Genomic DNA, 17629 nt, shown 5'->3' on the forward strand with positions numbered 1-17629 from the left:
AATTTATTATTACCATTTAAAGGGTTTAATGCCTACCCCATATTCGATATAATCTGCCGCACCACCATTTAAGGTTTTTAACCCTACTTGTGCAAAGATATGTTTATTAAAATCATACCGTAAAGCGGGTCTCATAAAAAAACCGCCTTTTCCCCTATCACCAGATAGATATGTGCCAATTTGGAATTTGACAGTTAATTTATAGAACATGAAATCATAACCTACATGTACCCCGGAGAGTAAACGTTCTGACGTTTCAAAATTTCGTAACCTATTATCCCAAAACAAATCAAAGCCACCGGTTACACCGTGCATTTCATTAAAACGATGTTCATAATCCAGGATCAGTGAACCTGTCCCATAAAGTGTATTGGTACCTTGGTCTTCATCACGCTGCGAAAATCCACCGGCCAAGTAAATACTCAATGCGTTTTCAGAGGTGATGTCACGGGGCGACTTCGTGGGACGATTGAATCTGGCGGGCAACAGATCACCAGAAAACACATCTTGGTTTTGTTTTCTTTGTTCGGCATTATAATGGTATCGCAATCCTAGATTGATTCCATAAAGATTAAGACCGTTATTGGGCAGAAAGGTTGAGCCGTTACTAAAATGGCTCACATCGATACCATAAAGAATATCAAGTTCACGCGAGAATTTATAGGCAAAACCAAAGTCCAAATTGAAGTACACAGCAGCTTGGGCCCCAATGGATTCATTAATCGGATTTTCTTCCGAATCAAAAGGATTCAGACTATAGGTAAGCCCCAGCGACGGTTCAATGCTAAAAACATTTTTTCTATCGGAATTAGAAATCGGAAAATTGATAAAGCCATAAACTGCATTGGGCACCCCAAATACTTGAGCATCATTCAGAAACCCTACATAGGCTCCTATGCCATAAGAAGGATAGCCATATCTGCTTGCCCAGCCTTTCGGGTCGGTAGGTTGCCATCCTAATTTTGCAGTAATCCCGCCATAACCATTGTCGAGGACTCCACTATTCCCGAGCGCATTGTCAGATTTTAAAAAAGCTCCATAATGCGATTTGATTTCAAGAAACTTAAATGTGTTAGATATTTCCCCATTTGATATAGTTTGAGCCTTAGCTATGAAGAAAGAACAAAATAAGCAAAGGATAAAGCATCTAATCATAGGTGAAATTTAAAAGTAAGTTTTTTAAGGATTTGTTTTATTTTTTAATAGTGAAAGTTGGAAGGGAAATACTAAATCTTACGGCTAAAACCCGTATCACAACCACTAGGACAATCGTACTGATATACGATATGTTTTTATCGAAATTCAAGGAGTATAAAATGATAAAACATAAAGCACCAGCTAGAGAGGCTAAAGCATAAATTTCTTTTCTAAAAATAATCGGGATTTGATTGCATAAAATATCCCGAATTACCCCTCCAAAACATCCCGTCATAATTCCCAGTACAACACTCACGGCCGGGTCAAGATTCGCGGAAACCCCTATTTGCACACCACTGATTGTAAATATAGCAAGGCCTATGGTATCAAATATAAAAAGAGATTTTACCAAAAAATATATCCTGTTTCGGAAGAGTATAGCCAAAAGAACAGAGATACTTATAAAATGGACCACATAGAAATGTCCCATCCACCAAACGGGTGTATTTCCGATAAAGACATCCCTTAAAATACCTCCCCCCAATGCCGTAACGAAGGCAACAATGAAGATTCCAAAAACATCCATTTCGCGTTTAATAGCCATCAATGCTCCGGAAATGGCGAAAGCTATTGTGCCGAGCATATCAAGAATATCGAAAAATCCCATTCGCAGTTTTTGGCAAATATATTGGATTAAAAATCAAAACGAATACCGATGCCAAAGATGCTGGATCTTCTATTGTCCCCATTGATATCCTTGCTTTGATCAATACGGGAAGAGGCCGAAATATAACTGGATTTTTTAAACCGATACGCTAACTCCGTAATAACGAATTTTGTGTCAAAATCCCCTAAGTTTTCATCTTCCTTTGGTTTTAGATAGTTGTACCCCAACCCTAAATGCCACCTTTCATTTTTTGAAAACTTGTACCGACCAAAAAACTCAAGACCCGTGCCATCGTAGAAAACATCCCCAACTTGTTGATGTTGGTTTAAAATGGCATAAGAAGCCGCTACGGTGAACCTATTTTTTTCATAGGATGCAGATACGATAAAAGACTCGTCGCCCTCTTTGGCTTGATCGGGCAATGGGTCTTCAACACCATCGTTTACCTTGTTGTACCCCACCCCGATACCGAATCCGTCGATTCTGTAGTTGGCTCCGAAGCCATAGGTGTCTATAGATTCGTTGTTCTCCGAAATATTTCTGACCTGTGCTTGTGCGCCCAAACTCAGCCCATTTTTGGCATATTTTAATATCATAACCTGATTGGCACGCCCTGTTCCGGAAACACCGCCATCCGCAATATTCCAAACCCCAATACCCGCGCCACCAAAGGCCAAGGTTTTATCCACTTCGACAGCACCTAAAGTATAGTAAACCGAATTTTGTTTCCCAAACGTAAGTTGAAAGTCCTTATAAGTGATCCCCAACCAGCCCAGTCTGCTAAAAACGGCATCCCCAACCTGGGCAATTCCCGCCCCTGGATCTACTGCAAATTCGATGGTTTCATCCCTTGATACGAGATTAAAACCAAGTTCAACCCTTCCGATGGCATTAAAATTATCCCCCTCATTTGGAGATAATGCATGTTTGAATCGTATCCCGGCACGAGGGGCATTGTTACCAATTCCTATCTCACCATCCTCATCAAATCCCGCGCCTATACGAATACTGGCATAAGGGTTTACTCGCGAAGTAATTTCGTCAAACCAATTACTATCGTCATTGGAGTTGGACGTAGTCTGTGCCTGAGTTTCTTGTATGAGGAGCAGGGTTACTGCTAGTACTATTGCTTTTCCGTATGTAGTGGTCAACTTTTTCATAGGGTTCGATTTAATTTTTTTATCCAAATACTTTTGACTTTGTTGCTCTTGCATTCATTTCCGCAATGTTTATGATGGAAATACTCTCTGGGCATTTTAGTTTCAAAGCGTCTTTAAAAAAAACCTAATTAACACAGTGCGCTTTAATACTAAAAGGATTAATAGATAACTATTTGTTCTTTGGATAATCAGTCCTGTTTGTGCAACGTTGCCGTATACTTTGGGTGCATGAGGTTTTCTACGCTCAATATTTTATCCAATTCTTCTTCGGAAAGCAGTTCTTTTTCAAGTACCAATTCCCGAATGTTCTTTCCTGTGGCAACTGCCTCTTTTCCTAAAACATCCCCCATATGATGACCGATGTAAGGATTTAAAAAGGTGATGATTCCGACAGAGTTGAACACCATTTGTTTGGTATGCTCTTCATTGGCCGTGATGCCATTGATGCATTTTTCAGCAAGGGTAACACAAGCATTCGAAAGCAATTCAACCGACTCGAACATACATTGTGCAATTACGGGCTCCATCACATTCAATTGTAATTGACCTGCTTCTGCAGCAAAAGAAATAGCTACGTCATTGCCAATAATCTTAAAGCACACTTGGTTTACTACCTCTGGAATCACCGGATTCACTTTCGCTGGCATAATGGACGAACCTGCCTGCATTTCAGGCAGATTGATTTCATTTAATCCACAACGCGGTCCAGAAGAAAGTAACCTCAAATCATTACATATTTTCGAAAGCTTGACTGAAGTTCTTTTTAGAGCTCCGGATATCATAACATATGCTCCGCAATCGGAGGTGGCTTCTATGAGATTTTCGGCCTTTATAAAACTTGCTTTGGTATATTGTTGAAGGTATCCAATGGAAAGTTCAGTAAATCCATCAGGAGCATTTACACCCGTACCTATTGCCGTAGCACCAAGATTTACTTCCAAAATCAAATCACGGGAGTGCTTTAAGTTCTTCGTTTCTTCCTTGAGATTTGTTGACCAAGCGCCAAACTCATCGCCTAAAGACATTGGTACGGCGTCTTGAAGTTGGGTTCTTCCCATTTTTATAACATTCTTAAAAGCAGCAGCTTTTTTATCAAGACTTGTTGTAAGTACATTGATTTTTTCCAACAGATGGTTCATATAGTAAAAAACAGCAACCCGAAAGGCTGTTGGGTAGGCATCATTGGTAGACTGCGATTTGTTTACATGATCGTTGGGATGCAAAATATCATAGCTTCCTTTAGAATGTCCATTGAGTTCCAGTGCCACATTGGCAATAACTTCATTGGCATTCATATTCACCGAAGTTCCCGCGCCACCTTGGAAAACATCCGAAGGAAAAAACACCGCATACTTTTTTAAATCACTTAGAATATGGTCACAGGATTGAATAATCATATCTGCCTTATCTGCTGGAATAGTTCCAATTTCTTTATTTGCAGCTGCACAGGCCTTTTTGGTCAACACTAACCCCTTTACGAATATTGGGAAATCTCCAATTTTTGAGTTCGAAATTTTAAAATTATCCACAGCTCTTTTTGTATGGACGCCATAATAGAGTTCATCGTAGATCTCCATTTTTCCTAACAAATCTTCTTCTGTTCTTGTTTTCATTATAGTATTCTTTTCTTAATTTATAATACGATGCTTCCTATGAGAAATCCGAATAGTACACTTGCTGCTATGGTAACTGTACCCGGAATAATAAAGGAATGATTAAACACGTACTTGCCTATTTTGGTAGTTCCTGTATCATCCATTTCTACTGCTGCCAAAAGGGTAGGGTAGGTAGGTAATACAAACAAGGCACTTACTGCAGCAAATGAGGCTATAGCCGCTATGGGACTTACTCCCAATGCCAAAGCTGCCGGCATCAAAGCTGTGGTAGTAGCGGCCTGAGAGTATAATAGCATACTGGCAAAGAACAACACTACGGCAAGTAGCCAAGAGTATTGGTTAAGCATTCCTCCCGCGGCTTCTTTAATTTCTTCAATATGGTTGCTGACAAAAGTGTCGCCCAACCAGGCTACACCCAATACACAAATAGCAGCACTCATACCTGATTTAAAAGTTGACATACTTGGGATATCGGCCATTTTCAGTTTACATACCAGGGCAATGACAGTCGCTGCCAATAACATGACCGCCATAATTGCTTCATTGCGTGGAATGGTGGGGTTTTCAATCAGCCCTACTTTCTTAGAGATAATGGTAGCATAGGTGACTATGATGGCTATGGCAATCAAAAAGATGCCCACAGACCGTTTGGCTTCTTTGGTATCTTTATGTGCTTCGACGCTTTTCTGCTTTACCAAACCTGCTTTTACACGTTCTTGATAAACAGGGTCTTGGTCAAGGGGTTTGCCCAACTTGTTCGCAACAATAGCACCCACAACGCACGCTAAAATGGTGGAAGGAATGGCTACGGCCAACAGTTGCAAATACGACACTCCCAGTGGTTCCAAAAAGCTTGCAAAAATTACTACCGCGGCTGAGATAGGTGAAGCGGTAATAGCAATTTGTGAAGCCACTACTGAAATACTCAACGGTTTTGAAGGTCTTACATTTCCTTCTTTTGAAACTTCCACTATGACTGGTAAAGCGGCATAGGCAGTGTGTCCTGTACCTGCAAACAAGGTCATGAAATACGTTACGGTAGGACCTAAAAAAGTAACCCGCCTTGGATTTTTACGAAGTAAGGATTCAGAGAGGTGAACCAGATAATCCAATCCTCCCGCTTTTTGCATTGCGGCTATGGCGGAGATAACCGCCATTATAATGAGAATGACATCTACTGGTACCGAACCGGCATCCAACCCAAAAATTAAAGTGAGTACCACTACACCGGCACCACCAGCGTATCCAATGCCTATACCTCCCATTTTGGAACCGAGGAAAATAAAAAAGAGAACGACGAGTAATTCTATCCAAATCATAGTATGCTAAGTTTAATGGTTATAGTATGTTTTATTAAGTGAAATCAAATCTTGCCTTATTTCACATTCAAGCCGTCTCTAAGAATGACGGCATTGATTATGGCTTTCCACGTTTTTTGGTGTATTTCTAGCTGATTCTGGTCTAGAACATCTTTTACATCAACTTCCATAAGCTGAACACGCTCTTGGAGTTTTGATTTCATTTGGTCAGCACTACTTTCAAATTTTTCTCCTTTGAGTTGTTCCATTTTTAAAGCGTGATACTTTACCATTTTCAGGTAATCTTCACGCAACTTTCCTTGTAGTTTCATTTTATCCATGCGGTCTTCATACCAGAGTTCTTGAAGTTCTTTGTCATTGGACATAAATACAGATACCTTGTATTCGAGTTGTTCTTTCTGTGCTGAAGTTAAGTCTTGCGCATTGATACTTGACAGAGAAAATATCATTAGGAGAACGAATAGTACTTGTTTCATGATTTTATTTTTAATTTTTATCAAACACCTCTTTGGCACTTAAATGTACCTCATTTTTCAATGGAATTCGGTTGAACAAAAGTGTTAAAAAGTGTTAAATCTATAAAGGTCCCTGCTCATCTGTTTGAATATGCCCCCAATAACCTATCCCTCTTCTACTGGAGCTCCGGACCATCACCCAGGTACTCCCGTTTTTGTAAATTATTAATTTTATATCAAATGATTCTCCTCGGTGTATTGCTTTCAAATCGATACTAATTCTCTTTTTGTCATCATTGTATCTTTCCGTATAGTCTTCAATGAGCTCGGTAAATTTTATCCCCCCACTTTCTCCCAGCCCAACGGCAGTATAGCGCACTCCAAAATAGGGCAGGTATACATCAACACTATCATTGAATATTTTTAGATAATTTGAATTCCCGGTTAGGTCAATTGTTCCAAATCCTATTGGACTAACCCTGTCGGCTTCAAAATAATAGGTTTTTGAAAGAATCAATTGTTTAATCTTCGTGTATTGTCCATCTACTACTTCTTCCTTTCCTTGATTTTGTTCTGACTTTTTTTGTCCTAAAATGCTTCCGAAGGTAAATAGCGCAACCAAAGCTAATGTGATTTGTTTTTTCATGATTTCTAGGCTTCATTTATTCATGCAGCAGTTACTTTCGCTGATTTTCATAATCTTTTTTGACCTTGATGAGTCCATGTACACCGATTATAATCAATGGGCTAATTATTAGTGTAAGTTTTAATAGTGATATAAATACATTCATGATTGAAATAGTTAAAAGGTTACGTTTCGTTTAAGTGTGAATTATTATTCATTTACACAACAAAGATGTCTCAATAGGAAGCATGGAATCATGGTTTTTTAAGTGAAACGACCAAAATCCCCACTGAAATGACCTCTGGATAATGTAAATTAATATTAGGCCGAGCAATCATTCTTTTTAGCTTATTCGAGGTGCTTGAGATTCTTACATTATACAATTGAATAAGGCTTCGTTTTTCAAAATTGCTTCACTCTTCAGATAGGTCGTTTCACCTGCATTTTTAGTCGTTTGAGATAGTTTCACCCCATCCGGCGGGTATGGTGACCGTACTTTTGGGGTGTAATTAAAAATCAAGAAATCATGAGAAATTATAAAGTACATATTAGCACAGGACATGTAACCGGATATGGCATAAGTCCTATTTCCAATGAAAACACCTTGATCAAGTTTGTTATGGAAATCGGTAAGAAATTAAACACTTGGTTAAGACAATTGTTCTCAAAAAAAGAAAGCTCTAAAACACATAGCCCGTATGATTCCGAAAAGGATATCACTCCACTATTCATTTAAATTATTAAAGCCTAATAATCATGAGAAATTTAACATCAGTAATCGGACTTGTCTTACTAATCAGTTTTCTTTTCGGATGTTCTTCGGTTAAGGTGACGGACTCCTGGAGGGGCATAAAAACACTAAATATCAAAGACAAAAATATTTTGGTGGTAAGCAAAACAGAAGATCGAAGTGTACAAATCCGTTTTGAAAAGGATATGGTCCAAGTTTTAAATGAAAATGGATACTCATCGGTAGAAAGTCACATTAAGTTTCCATTTAGTGACCCAACAAAAAAGGTAGAAAAAGACAAAATTGAAGAGGTGATTCAAAACCTACGCGAAAATGATATTGATGTAGTAATTGTATCTCATTTACTGGACTCAAAAGAATATACAACAACAATTACAACAGGAGATGCTTTTTACCGAGATCCCTTCCCATATAGATACCATCGCTATAGAAGTTTTTATGGCTATACTGGGTCTTATTACACAGACTACCATACTAAAGAAGTGGAGGGTATAACTTATATTCTGGAAACCTTGGTCTATGATTTAACAAATCCGACAGAAAATCAGTTGATTTCAGTAATTACTTCCAAGGTTGACAACCCCAATAGTTTGGGTATTACCTCAGAAGATTTTTCAAAGAGCATCGTAAAGAATTTGACAAAGTAAAGTTAAAATAGTTGGTTAGTTTTTTGGTTGTTTAGTTTAAGATGATGATTGATGATGTGGTTGATGGACTGCCGAAGATTCGTAGGGACTTCGGCAGTTTTTTGTAAATAAAAAAATGACATATGGATAAAATAAAGTTTTTCGAAATTATTGATTACCCTACTTGGCAAAATCTTTTAACTTCGTACAGAGACCTTAATTCCAAACTAGCAAAAACGAGCAGTACTTTGAGATTTAAAAAGATCGGACAGGGTGTTATTGTGTCAATTACGCTCCTAGTGGCGTTGGTGCTAACATTGCCTAGGGTCTTAATACTATATAACATTACTGAGCAGTTAACAACCACCTTTAGCATAGCTACCGTAGGTGATATTGTTTTTAGATTCGTTTTCGCGGGAATTCTGTTTTGGACCGTATTACAATTTAATACCAATTGGAAATATTCAATCAAGATAGCATCAAGGTCAAAGAGACTTGCCATTACCATCTTGGTAAATGTATTTGTATTTAGTGTTTCGGTAGTTATTTTCAATTCCCTTTATCCCATCCTTGTAGGTCAAAATGTGAACCCCAATGAGTTGGGACTTATCCATTTCGTATACTTCATTGTGGCCCTGATACTGGTTTTTGTATCAGGTGTATTGCGGTATCAGCTAATCCACAAACAGGATGTCCTGGAAAAAGAGCGGTTGAAGCAAGAGAAATTAAAAAGTGAACTCAGTGCCCTTAAAAATCAAGTAAACCCCCATTTTTTGTTCAATTCTTTGAACTCGTTGAACACCTTGATCAGGGATAATAAGCCTGCCACTACTTTTGTAAATAAACTTTCTTACCTGTACCGCTATATATTACAGAGTGGCAATCAAGATTTGGTGACCATTAAAGAAGAACTTACCTTTTTAGAGAGTTATGTGCATTTGATCAAGGCCCGATATCAGAGTAGGTTTTCCATAAACATTCAAATTAACGATGAGTGGTTCCATGCCAAAATTCCAGTAATGGCGTTACAATTATTGGTTGAAAATGCCGTAAAACACAATGAAATATCAGAAAGCATGCCCCTTCATCTAGCAATATTTATAGATGAAAATCATCTGATCGTGGAAAATAAAATTCAACCTAAAAGCACTTATGTGGACAGTACGGGCAATGGATTGGCCAATTTGAACAAGCGTTATGAAATGTTGACCGGAAACCGAATTATGATAACCAACACAAATAATACCTTTAGGGTAAAACTACCATTAAGCTATACTTTATGAAAGTTATAATTGTAGAGGATGAGGTCACGGCAAGTGATAATTTAAAATACCTGCTGAATGCTATCGACCCGGACATTGAAGTGCTTACCGTGCTGGATACAGTAAAGTCATGCATCTCCTATTTTTCAAAACAAAATGAAGCGGATTTGATTTTCATGGATATCCATTTGGCTGATGGATTAAGTTTTGAAATTTTTGACCAGGTAAAAGTGACTCCGCCCATAATCTTTACTACGGCTTATGATGAATACGCTTTAAAAGCTTTTGCCGTGAACAGCATTGATTATATCTTAAAGCCAATACATGAAGAAGAACTTTTGAAAGCTCTTGATAAGTACAAAAATCTAACCCATGCACCATCGATATCCAAAACGGATATTTCTGATATCATGCATTTACTACAGGGTCAGCAAAAAAACTACAAAGCGAATTATCTGATTTCCCATCGGGATGAACTCATTCCCATTAAAACAGAAGATATCGCCTATTTTTATATCGATACGGGAATAGTCAAGGTAGTAACCTTATTGAATAAGGTGTTTTCGATGGACAAAAAATTGGAGGACATAGAACAAGAATTGAATCCCACTTTATTCGATAGGGCCAATCGTCAGTTTATTATAAACAGGAATGCCATTGCAAAAATCAAACAGTATTTTGGAGGTAAGCTCATTGTCAATGTAAATCCCCCAACATCCGAGCGAATTGTAGTCAGCAAAGCTAAAGCCACGCAGTTTAAAAATTGGGTGAATTCTTAGCGTCAAGAAATGGTATTGGTTTAATGCTCGTAAAATCGTAGCAAGTCAAGGTTACAACCTACTATATGTCTGTCTAACCGATTAGCGGTGACAGAAATGGAGTACTTCTACCCAGAATATGCTCGAGTGGAATAAAACCCTATGTAGGAAAATTACTAAAAATAAATACTATTTTTATTGGTGGAATAGCATTAATGATGCTATGCAATTGTTGCCACACATTTAAAAAAAATCAATCTGAATGGAAAAATGGACGAACTTAAACATGGAATTAAGGAGTTATGTAATTTCCCGCGTTTTAAGGCTTGAACAATCATCTACATCACTCATTAAATCCATTCTGAGATTCTTAAAAGAAGATTTAAAAAGTTTAGGACATAAATCAGGAGCATTATCATTTAAATCTAGAATTGACTTATTATATGATTTAGAAGAGCTAGATAAAACCTATTACAGTCATTTATTAAAACTAATGGAAATTAGGAATCAATTTGCCCATAATCATAATGCTGTTTCGTTTGAATCTCTCGATGAGTTTAATCCCCAATTGAATAAATATTTGGAAAAGTATCAAAACGAAAATATATCCGAAGATTTATCGAGAGAAGATAGACTTAAAACTACATTCAATGAAATTTTCGAGATGACTTGTGGTCGCCTTCTAACAATTGAAATGGAATATATTGATGGAATCCAAGAAGAATACAAGGCGCATATTAATAATAAGGCAATAGAAAATATCGACGAAATATGGAATAGTGCTTATGAATATAACATTGAACAATCATCTAAAAGCGGAGTTGTACTTAAACCTCGACCATTTAAAGAAAATTTAGATTTTTTCAAACTGGCTTTCGATTTAAAACTATCAGAATTTACTGTAAAAGAGATAGATAAAATTAAAGATAATCAAAAGGAGGTTTTTAGAAAAAAACTACCAGTAGAAGAAAAGCTCAGAAGATTGGAAGAGGAGGAATAAAAACATGTGGTAACACTGGATATAAAAAATAGCGCAAGTCATTGTTAACACGATGGTTTGGGCATTTTTGGGAAGTCTCCAAATTTTTAAGTTTGGTTTTTAAAATGACTAAATTAAAAACAAAATACAACGCTTTGACTCATTTTAATCTTGAAAGATTATCGCTTTCAACTGCCCTACTTGCCATATATTAAACTTTATAAGCAACCAAGGGAAAAATTCAATGGACTGGAAAACATATCATACTACAACAATAAAACAAGAATTCCTTTATCGATTTCTACCAATGCATAGATTAGAGCAGTTTTTACGCAGTGGGAATATATGGTTTTCAAGAGCAGATAAATTTGGAGATAAATTGGAATGTGTCAAAATTGATGATTTCAGCAACCAAAAACTAAATTATGAAGCAATTCGGTTAAGAAAAAAGAAGACCCTAATCAGCTGTTGGCACCTTGCGAATATTGAATCTGTTGCAATGTGGGATACATATGTATCCAAAAATGAGGATCGAAGGACAACGGCAATTAAATTTAATAGAAAGAACTTAGTAGAGTTACTTTCAACAAGTGAATTTCAAACGAAGGAATCATCTGATATTAAATATGTTCATGGAAAAGTCCAGTATAAGAACTTAGTAAATGTAAATGAAAATAGATTGAGCAGAGCAAAGGTTAAATACGCAGCTTTTCGAAAAGAAAATGCTTTCAAATACGAAAGTGAATATAGATTCACAGTAAAGAATGACTCGATTTTCAAAAATGAAGGAATAAATTTTAAAATTGGAAACCCAAATAATATTGACTTTAATATATTAATAAACCCCTTATTAGATAAGGAAGAAATAGATGAAAGAACTGACAAAATTAATAATTTGGGCTTTTTAGATAAAGTACAAAAGTCTAATTTATACAATTGGTTTCATGCAAATGAATAGAAAAGTATGCTTACAACAATGTACATCATGCCATTCTCCCTATCGGTCGCACAGCTGATGTACTAACAGTTTTGAATAGCAAAAAACCTTTAGAAATCTCAAAATATGATCATGACCACCAAACACTTAAACGCAATGTTGTTATTTCTTTTGTTGGGCGTAACCGCTTTTGCACAAGAATCGAATACAAACGCGTATCCGCTTCAAGCCGATGTGCAAACCCTTGATGGTATTCTAAAAGCGTATTATGATGTTATTTCCGGCCCCGGAGGGCAACCCAGAGATTGGGAAAGAGATACGTCATTACATCACCCTGATGCCTTGATATCCATTACGGGAAAGGATAAAAACAAGAATCCCTATATCAGCACACAGAAGCTATCGGAATATCATAAAAGTTTTGGGGTTCCTAAAAAGGGGTTTTGGGAGTATGAAATCAGCAGGGAAACACAAACCTTTGGCAATATTACCCACGTTTGGAGCACCTATGAAACCAAGGAAGAAAAAAATGGTCCTGTTACGCAACGAGGGATAAACAGTATTCAATTGTATCACGATGGAACAAGATGGTGGATTCTTTCTTGGATGTTCGATAGTGAGCGAACCGATAATCCAATTCCAAAAAAATACCAATAAACGGTTGCTATCAAGGGCTGAACCATTGTTTCAAATCACGCTAATTACCCAAAAACACCCAATAAAAATTTAATGATCAAAGCGTTGGAGAGGTCGATAAAAAATGCCCCTACCAAGGGCACCACAATAAACGCCTTGGGAGAGCCCCCAAACTTTTTGGTAACCGCCGTCATATTGGCAATTGCCGTAGGTGTCGCTCCAAGAGCCAAACCCGCATAACCAGAGCTCATAACCGCTGCATCGTAATCCTTGCCCATCACCCTAAACACAATTACGATTACAAATAATGAAATCACTACCAATTGTGCCAGTACGATTAACAGCAATGGTCCGGCCAAATCGGCTAGGGTCCATAATTGTAGGCTCATTAATGACATGGCCAGGAAAAGCCCCAAGGACAAATCCGAGGCCATGGCCAAGGCTTTTGAATTTTCTGGTTCCCAATAAAAGTTTTTAGAAAAGACTGGAATCAGGTTGGTAATAAGGATCCCTGCGAACAATGCCGTTACAAAAGAAGGAAGGGCAAGTCCCATCCAAACCAACACCTCATTTATACCTATACCAAGGCCGGCCGTTGAGAAGATGAAATAGATCATCTGCAACACATTATTGTAATTCATTTCTACGGAATCGCCCCTACCATGGCGAACACCTACGGAAATAGGTTTGTCTTCCGTTGGTTTTAGGTTGTATTTTTTGATTAAAAACTTGGCAATTGGACCCCCGATAAAGCCGCCGAGCACCAACCCGATGGTTGCGCAGGCTATTCCCATTTCCATGGCATTGGAAATTCCAAAATCATTCTGAAAGGTGGGCACCCAGGCAATGGTGGTTCCATGACCTCCGCTAAAGGAAACCGATCCGCCCAAAACGCCGGTTACATTGGGTAGGTCGGTGAGATAGGCAATACCCACACCGGTAAGGTTTTGGATAAAAAGATAGCCCACGGCCAATACCAAAAGCAACAGTAATGATTTGCCCCCTTTTAGCAGGGTTTTTAATCTGGAGGAAAGCCCAATTGTAATAAAGAAAATGATAAGAAGCGCATCCCTCAATTCTAGCGCAAAGCTGACCTCAATACCGGTTATCGCATATATAATGCCAAAAAATATAGAGAAGATTACTCCACCAGTTACGGGTTCGGGAATGTTATACGCTCTAAAGAAGGAGATTTTTTTGTTTAAGTACTTTCCTAAAAATAATACCAAACATGCAATCATGACGGTATCGCGAGGTCCTATATCCATATCTTATTTTGCCATAATCACCATATCGGTGATGAGTTGGTTCACCATTCGTTTTGTAAAAGTATCTGAGGCCGACTTTAAGGAAGAAGGTTCAAGTAAGGAGGACTGTCCTGTCCACACCATGGTTTCCTTTCCTTCAAATAACTCTCCTTTCACATTATATAGTACAGCTTCGATGAGATATGATTTCTGATTGGTATAATAACCAGGTGCACTATAGGTTCGATAACCTCGATAGATGTATTTTCCAACGCGATAATATGATGGGATATAGACGGTCTCCCCAGGTTGGTAGCGTTCTTTCTCGTTTGAATCGACCAAGGCCATGGTAAGAACACCATCCAAGTTGTTCTCCTTGATTATTTTGATATAGTCTTTGGGCCCACGTATTTCTACTTTTCCGCCGGGGGGAAACATATGGATCCCTACAACTGCATTGATTCCTTGTGCTCTTAAAAGTTCAACGGCATCTTGTTCAAAAGTATTGCGGGCAGCCAAATCTTTTCCTATTCCAACTACAGCTATTTTAGAATATTCCCTATCAGGATAATCATTGCTGGTCCAAGTAGATTCCATTTTCGTCACTCCACAACTTAGAAATAACATCACAATGGAAAGCGTAATCATAGTGGGTAAACAGTTGTGGTTTCCCTTTTTCATAGTAAACACTCATTTTTAGATTAAAACTTCTTGACCTTCCCTGGCAAAAAAGCAATCTTTAAATCTGGCTTGGCATTTTTTTTCTTCTGCACGAATAAAGTCATCATTATGTTCGGGGTCATGATGTGTTAAATATAATTTCTTCACTCCGGCCCTTTCTGCTACTTCAATGGCCTGTTCCCAACTACTATGTCCCCATCCTTTGAAGTTTGAAAGCTCATCAGGAGTATACTGCGCTTCATGTATTAAAACATCAGCATCTTTTGCAAAGTCTATTACGTTTTGATCCAAGGTTTCACCATGTTCCACATCTGTGCAATATACGAAGACCTTACCCTCAACCTCAAGTCTATATCCATAGGCTCCACCGGGATGATTATGTTTGTTGGAGAATAAGCTACCTGACTTTCCAGTACTAAAATATTGGCTATTGGCTTCTTTAGTCAAGAAATTGAATTGGGCTCCCATATTGTCTAGACTTACAGGAAAATATGTGCTCTCCATTTGGTTTGCGAAAACTGCTTTTAAATTGGGAGAAGATAAATCTTGACCCATCGCAATAATATCTATTTTCTTAGAAACATCGTAAGCAGGAGCGAAAAAGGGAAATCCTTGTAAGTGATCCCAATGAAAGTGGGAAAATGCCATAACAATTCTATCGTTTGGCTCAAAGTCACGTTGCATTAACTCCTTTCCCAAATTTCGTATTCCTGTGCCTGCATCAAATACTAAAACACTGCCTTTTTTGCTTTCATCCATAACCGCTACACAGCTGGTGTTTCCTCCAAATTCCTGAAAACCGCTATCACAAATCGGAATCGAACCCCGTGTACCGAAAAATTTTATAAGCATAATAAGATTTTTACTTACTAATATAATAAACTTAAATGTACGGTTAATCCCTAATTTTATATGGTTATATTAGAGCATTAAATGATTGCCGGCTTAAAATGAAAAACCATCTCAAAGATTGTAAACCTCTTTTCTTTCTTTCTTTCCTGCTGTTGTTACCGATTTCAATCTTATCTCAACAAGTCCAATCTCAAGACTCATTGGACACTCCTTTCAGAAAAGGGAGATGGCTTACAGGACTATCGGGAACCATCAGTTCAAACACAAATAAAGAACGTAATTCAGACGAAAAGCGGATTACCAATGAGTTTGGGCTCAATCTATCAACGGGTAAGTTCATAGAGGATAGATGGCTTTTAGGGGGAAATTTAAGAGCGGACAGGGGCAGTTCCTCTGGCAACATTGACCGCACAACAGAATCTTTGTTCGTAGGGCCCTTTATTTCCTATTATCTTACAGATTCTCAAAGAGGGTCATTGTTTGCAAGATTATCGTCTGGATATATACGTTATAGAGAAGAGACAAGTATTAACGAATTGGACAATCCTATTCGAGAGGTTTCTGAAGGCGGTGGATTAGGTGCATTGGTAGGCCTTGGTTATTCCTATGTAATCAATGATCAAATTGCATTTGACATTGGATTTGATTTAAACCTCTTTTGGGTCAGTATAGATCAAGAACAGCAGCCTTCCGGCACTGTTGGTTCCCAAAATATATCAATTAGCAACACTGCGTTTTCCTTTGGTTTTAACGTGATTTTAGATGATTTCTTTTTCTAATGAAAAAACTGGCTATAAGTACTTTTATTTTGATGATCCTTCCCATTTGCCTAATCGGACAAGGGAGAGAAGAAGGTTTTGTGCGAACTGACACTTTGGGAAAGACAAAAAAAATAAAGTTTATTGGTCTACCTATAGCCTTCTATACGCCCGAAACAGAATTTGGTGTTGGTGGTGGTGGGCAGATATTCTTGCTGAACAATACAAATAAATATAATAAGCGTCTTTCCAATATCCTATTTAGTGGAATTTATACCACTGCAGGACAAATTATGTTCAACATTACACCTCAAGTGTATCTTGGCAAAGGGGATTATTTCATTGATTCCGAATACCTGTTCGAAATATACCCAAACTCTTTTTGGGGAATTGGCCCAGAAACACCTGAAGAAAATGAGGAACTGTATGATCAGACGACACACAAGCTCAAAGTAAGTTTTTTAAAGCGTTTGCCACCAGATTTGAATTTTGGATTCACCTATAATTTTGCAAATCATCAAGTCACTGAAATTGAAGAAGGCGGCATACTGGATTCTGGTACAATCTTGGGGTCTGACAGAACTATAATCAGTGGAATTGGCGCAGAATTCAATTTAGATACCAGGAATGATATTGGCTCACCTACTGACGGGCAATTGTTTGGAATTGGTGCTCATTTTTCGAGCCCTATATTAGGAGCAACACATGGCTTTAATAAGTTTACGTTGGATTTAAGGAACTATGAGCCTTTAGGAGCTAGGAGTACCCTTGCTACTCAAATATATATTGAAAATAATTATGGTGATGTACCCTTTCAAGGCATGGCTTTTTTTGGAGGAAGTAGCAGCGCAAGAGGATATTTCTATGGTAGATTTCTTGATAGGAATATGTATGTGGCCCAAGCTGAATATCGTTATCGTTTAAAACCTAGATGGACCTTAGCGGCATTTGGTTTAATCGGCAGCGTTGCTGGAGATGCTTCCGATTTGTTAAAGTTCAATTCCGTTAAACCCGGTTATGGTGCCGGAGTCAGATTCAAACTATTGAAGGACCAAGGAACCTGGTTACGATTGGACATTGGTAACGGGAAAGATGGCCAAAGTGGAATCTATTTTGGAGTGAACGAGGCTTTCTAATATTTATGCAGCTATTGACTTTGGTTT

The 17629-nt window shown here is 37.9% G+C and carries 19 protein-coding genes; 9 read left to right on the forward strand and 10 right to left on the reverse strand.

Translation table 11 applies throughout. The annotated features are described in order from the left end of the window. Positions 1 to 9 precede the first annotated feature (9 nt). The 7 genes from AAY42_RS00945 to AAY42_RS00975 all read right to left on the reverse strand — a co-directional run bounded on the left by AAY42_RS00945 (position 10) and on the right by AAY42_RS00975 (position 7000). Entirely contained in the window at positions 10 to 1155 is a 1146-nt protein-coding gene (locus AAY42_RS00945; RefSeq protein WP_055392140.1) for an acyloxyacyl hydrolase, read from the reverse strand. Between the two features lie 37 nt (positions 1156 to 1192). Continuing rightward, positions 1193 to 1804, reverse strand: coding sequence for a trimeric intracellular cation channel family protein (locus AAY42_RS00950; RefSeq protein ID WP_055392141.1), 612 nt, complete (start codon positions 1802 to 1804; stop codon positions 1193 to 1195). A gap of 26 nt (positions 1805 to 1830) precedes the next feature. Next, positions 1831 to 2964, reverse strand: coding sequence for a porin (locus AAY42_RS00955; RefSeq protein ID WP_175288706.1), 1134 nt, complete (start codon positions 2962 to 2964; stop codon positions 1831 to 1833). A gap of 188 nt (positions 2965 to 3152) precedes the next feature. After that, positions 3153 to 4577, reverse strand: coding sequence for an aspartate ammonia-lyase (aspA, locus tag AAY42_RS00960; RefSeq protein WP_055392143.1), 1425 nt, complete (start codon positions 4575 to 4577; stop codon positions 3153 to 3155). Between the two features lie 20 nt (positions 4578 to 4597). Further along, positions 4598 to 5899, reverse strand: coding sequence for an anaerobic C4-dicarboxylate transporter (locus tag AAY42_RS00965; RefSeq protein WP_055392144.1), 1302 nt, complete (start codon positions 5897 to 5899; stop codon positions 4598 to 4600). Between the two features lie 56 nt (positions 5900 to 5955). Further along, entirely contained in the window at positions 5956 to 6375 is a 420-nt protein-coding gene (locus tag AAY42_RS00970) for a hypothetical protein (RefSeq protein ID WP_139063592.1), read from the reverse strand. 100 nt (positions 6376 to 6475) lie between these two features. After that, entirely contained in the window at positions 6476 to 7000 is a 525-nt protein-coding gene (locus tag AAY42_RS00975; protein WP_055392146.1) for a DUF4251 domain-containing protein, read from the reverse strand. A 505-nt stretch (positions 7001 to 7505) separates the two neighbouring features. Between AAY42_RS00975 and AAY42_RS00980 the strand changes: the two genes are divergently transcribed. The 7 genes from AAY42_RS00980 (at position 7506) to AAY42_RS01010 (ending at position 12949) form a co-directional block, all read left to right on the forward strand. After that, a complete protein-coding gene (locus AAY42_RS00980) occupies positions 7506 to 7715 on the forward strand; it encodes a hypothetical protein (RefSeq protein WP_055392147.1) in 210 nt (69 codons plus the stop codon). Between the two features lie 20 nt (positions 7716 to 7735). Next, positions 7736 to 8377: a hypothetical protein gene (locus tag AAY42_RS00985; protein ID WP_055392148.1), complete on the forward strand. Its 642-nt coding sequence runs from the start codon at positions 7736 to 7738 to the stop codon at positions 8375 to 8377. Between the two features lie 122 nt (positions 8378 to 8499). After that, entirely contained in the window at positions 8500 to 9639 is a 1140-nt protein-coding gene (locus tag AAY42_RS00990) for a sensor histidine kinase (protein WP_055392149.1), read from the forward strand. Continuing rightward, positions 9636 to 10397, forward strand: a complete 762-nt coding sequence (locus tag AAY42_RS00995; protein WP_055392150.1) for a LytR/AlgR family response regulator transcription factor — start codon at positions 9636 to 9638, stop codon at positions 10395 to 10397. The genes AAY42_RS00990 and AAY42_RS00995 overlap by 4 nt, the downstream gene beginning before the upstream one ends. A 241-nt stretch (positions 10398 to 10638) precedes the next feature. After that, on the forward strand, positions 10639 to 11376 hold the full coding sequence (locus AAY42_RS01000; protein ID WP_055392151.1) for a hypothetical protein: 738 nt from the start codon (positions 10639 to 10641) through the stop codon (positions 11374 to 11376). 223 nt (positions 11377 to 11599) lie between these two features. After that, entirely contained in the window at positions 11600 to 12313 is a 714-nt protein-coding gene (locus AAY42_RS01005; RefSeq protein ID WP_139063594.1) for a DUF2971 domain-containing protein, read from the forward strand. A 111-nt stretch (positions 12314 to 12424) separates the two neighbouring features. Then, complete coding sequence (locus tag AAY42_RS01010; protein ID WP_222836828.1) at positions 12425 to 12949, forward strand: hypothetical protein; 525 nt, start codon at positions 12425 to 12427, stop codon at positions 12947 to 12949. A 44-nt stretch (positions 12950 to 12993) separates the two neighbouring features. Here the strand turns inward: AAY42_RS01010 and gltS are convergent, their stop codons facing one another. Genes gltS through AAY42_RS01025 form a run of 3 tightly spaced genes read right to left on the reverse strand, consistent with a single transcriptional unit; the run spans position 12994 to position 15708 of the window. Next, positions 12994 to 14196 (reverse strand): sodium/glutamate symporter, encoded by a 1203-nt coding sequence (gltS, locus tag AAY42_RS01015; protein ID WP_055392154.1) that lies wholly within the window; start codon positions 14194 to 14196, stop codon positions 12994 to 12996. Between the two features lie 3 nt (positions 14197 to 14199). After that, entirely contained in the window at positions 14200 to 14856 is a 657-nt protein-coding gene (locus tag AAY42_RS01020) for a hypothetical protein (protein ID WP_055392155.1), read from the reverse strand. 15 nt (positions 14857 to 14871) lie between these two features. Further along, positions 14872 to 15708 carry an MBL fold metallo-hydrolase gene (locus AAY42_RS01025; RefSeq protein WP_055392156.1) on the reverse strand — a complete coding sequence of 279 codons (837 nt, stop codon included), beginning with the start codon at positions 15706 to 15708 and terminating at the stop codon, positions 14872 to 14874. A 98-nt stretch (positions 15709 to 15806) separates the two neighbouring features. Between AAY42_RS01025 and AAY42_RS01030 the strand changes: the two genes are divergently transcribed. Both AAY42_RS01030 and AAY42_RS01035 read left to right on the forward strand, forming a co-directional pair. Further along, positions 15807 to 16487, forward strand: coding sequence for an autotransporter outer membrane beta-barrel domain-containing protein (locus AAY42_RS01030; RefSeq protein WP_139063596.1), 681 nt, complete (start codon positions 15807 to 15809; stop codon positions 16485 to 16487). Then, a complete protein-coding gene (locus tag AAY42_RS01035; protein ID WP_055392158.1) occupies positions 16487 to 17602 on the forward strand; it encodes a BamA/TamA family outer membrane protein in 1116 nt (371 codons plus the stop codon). Before AAY42_RS01030 ends, AAY42_RS01035 begins: the two co-directional genes overlap by 1 nt. Positions 17603 to 17629 lie beyond the last annotated feature (27 nt).

The organism is Flagellimonas eckloniae (assembly GCF_001413955.1).
GTDB classification, from domain to species: domain Bacteria; phylum Bacteroidota; class Bacteroidia; order Flavobacteriales; family Flavobacteriaceae; genus Flagellimonas; species Flagellimonas eckloniae.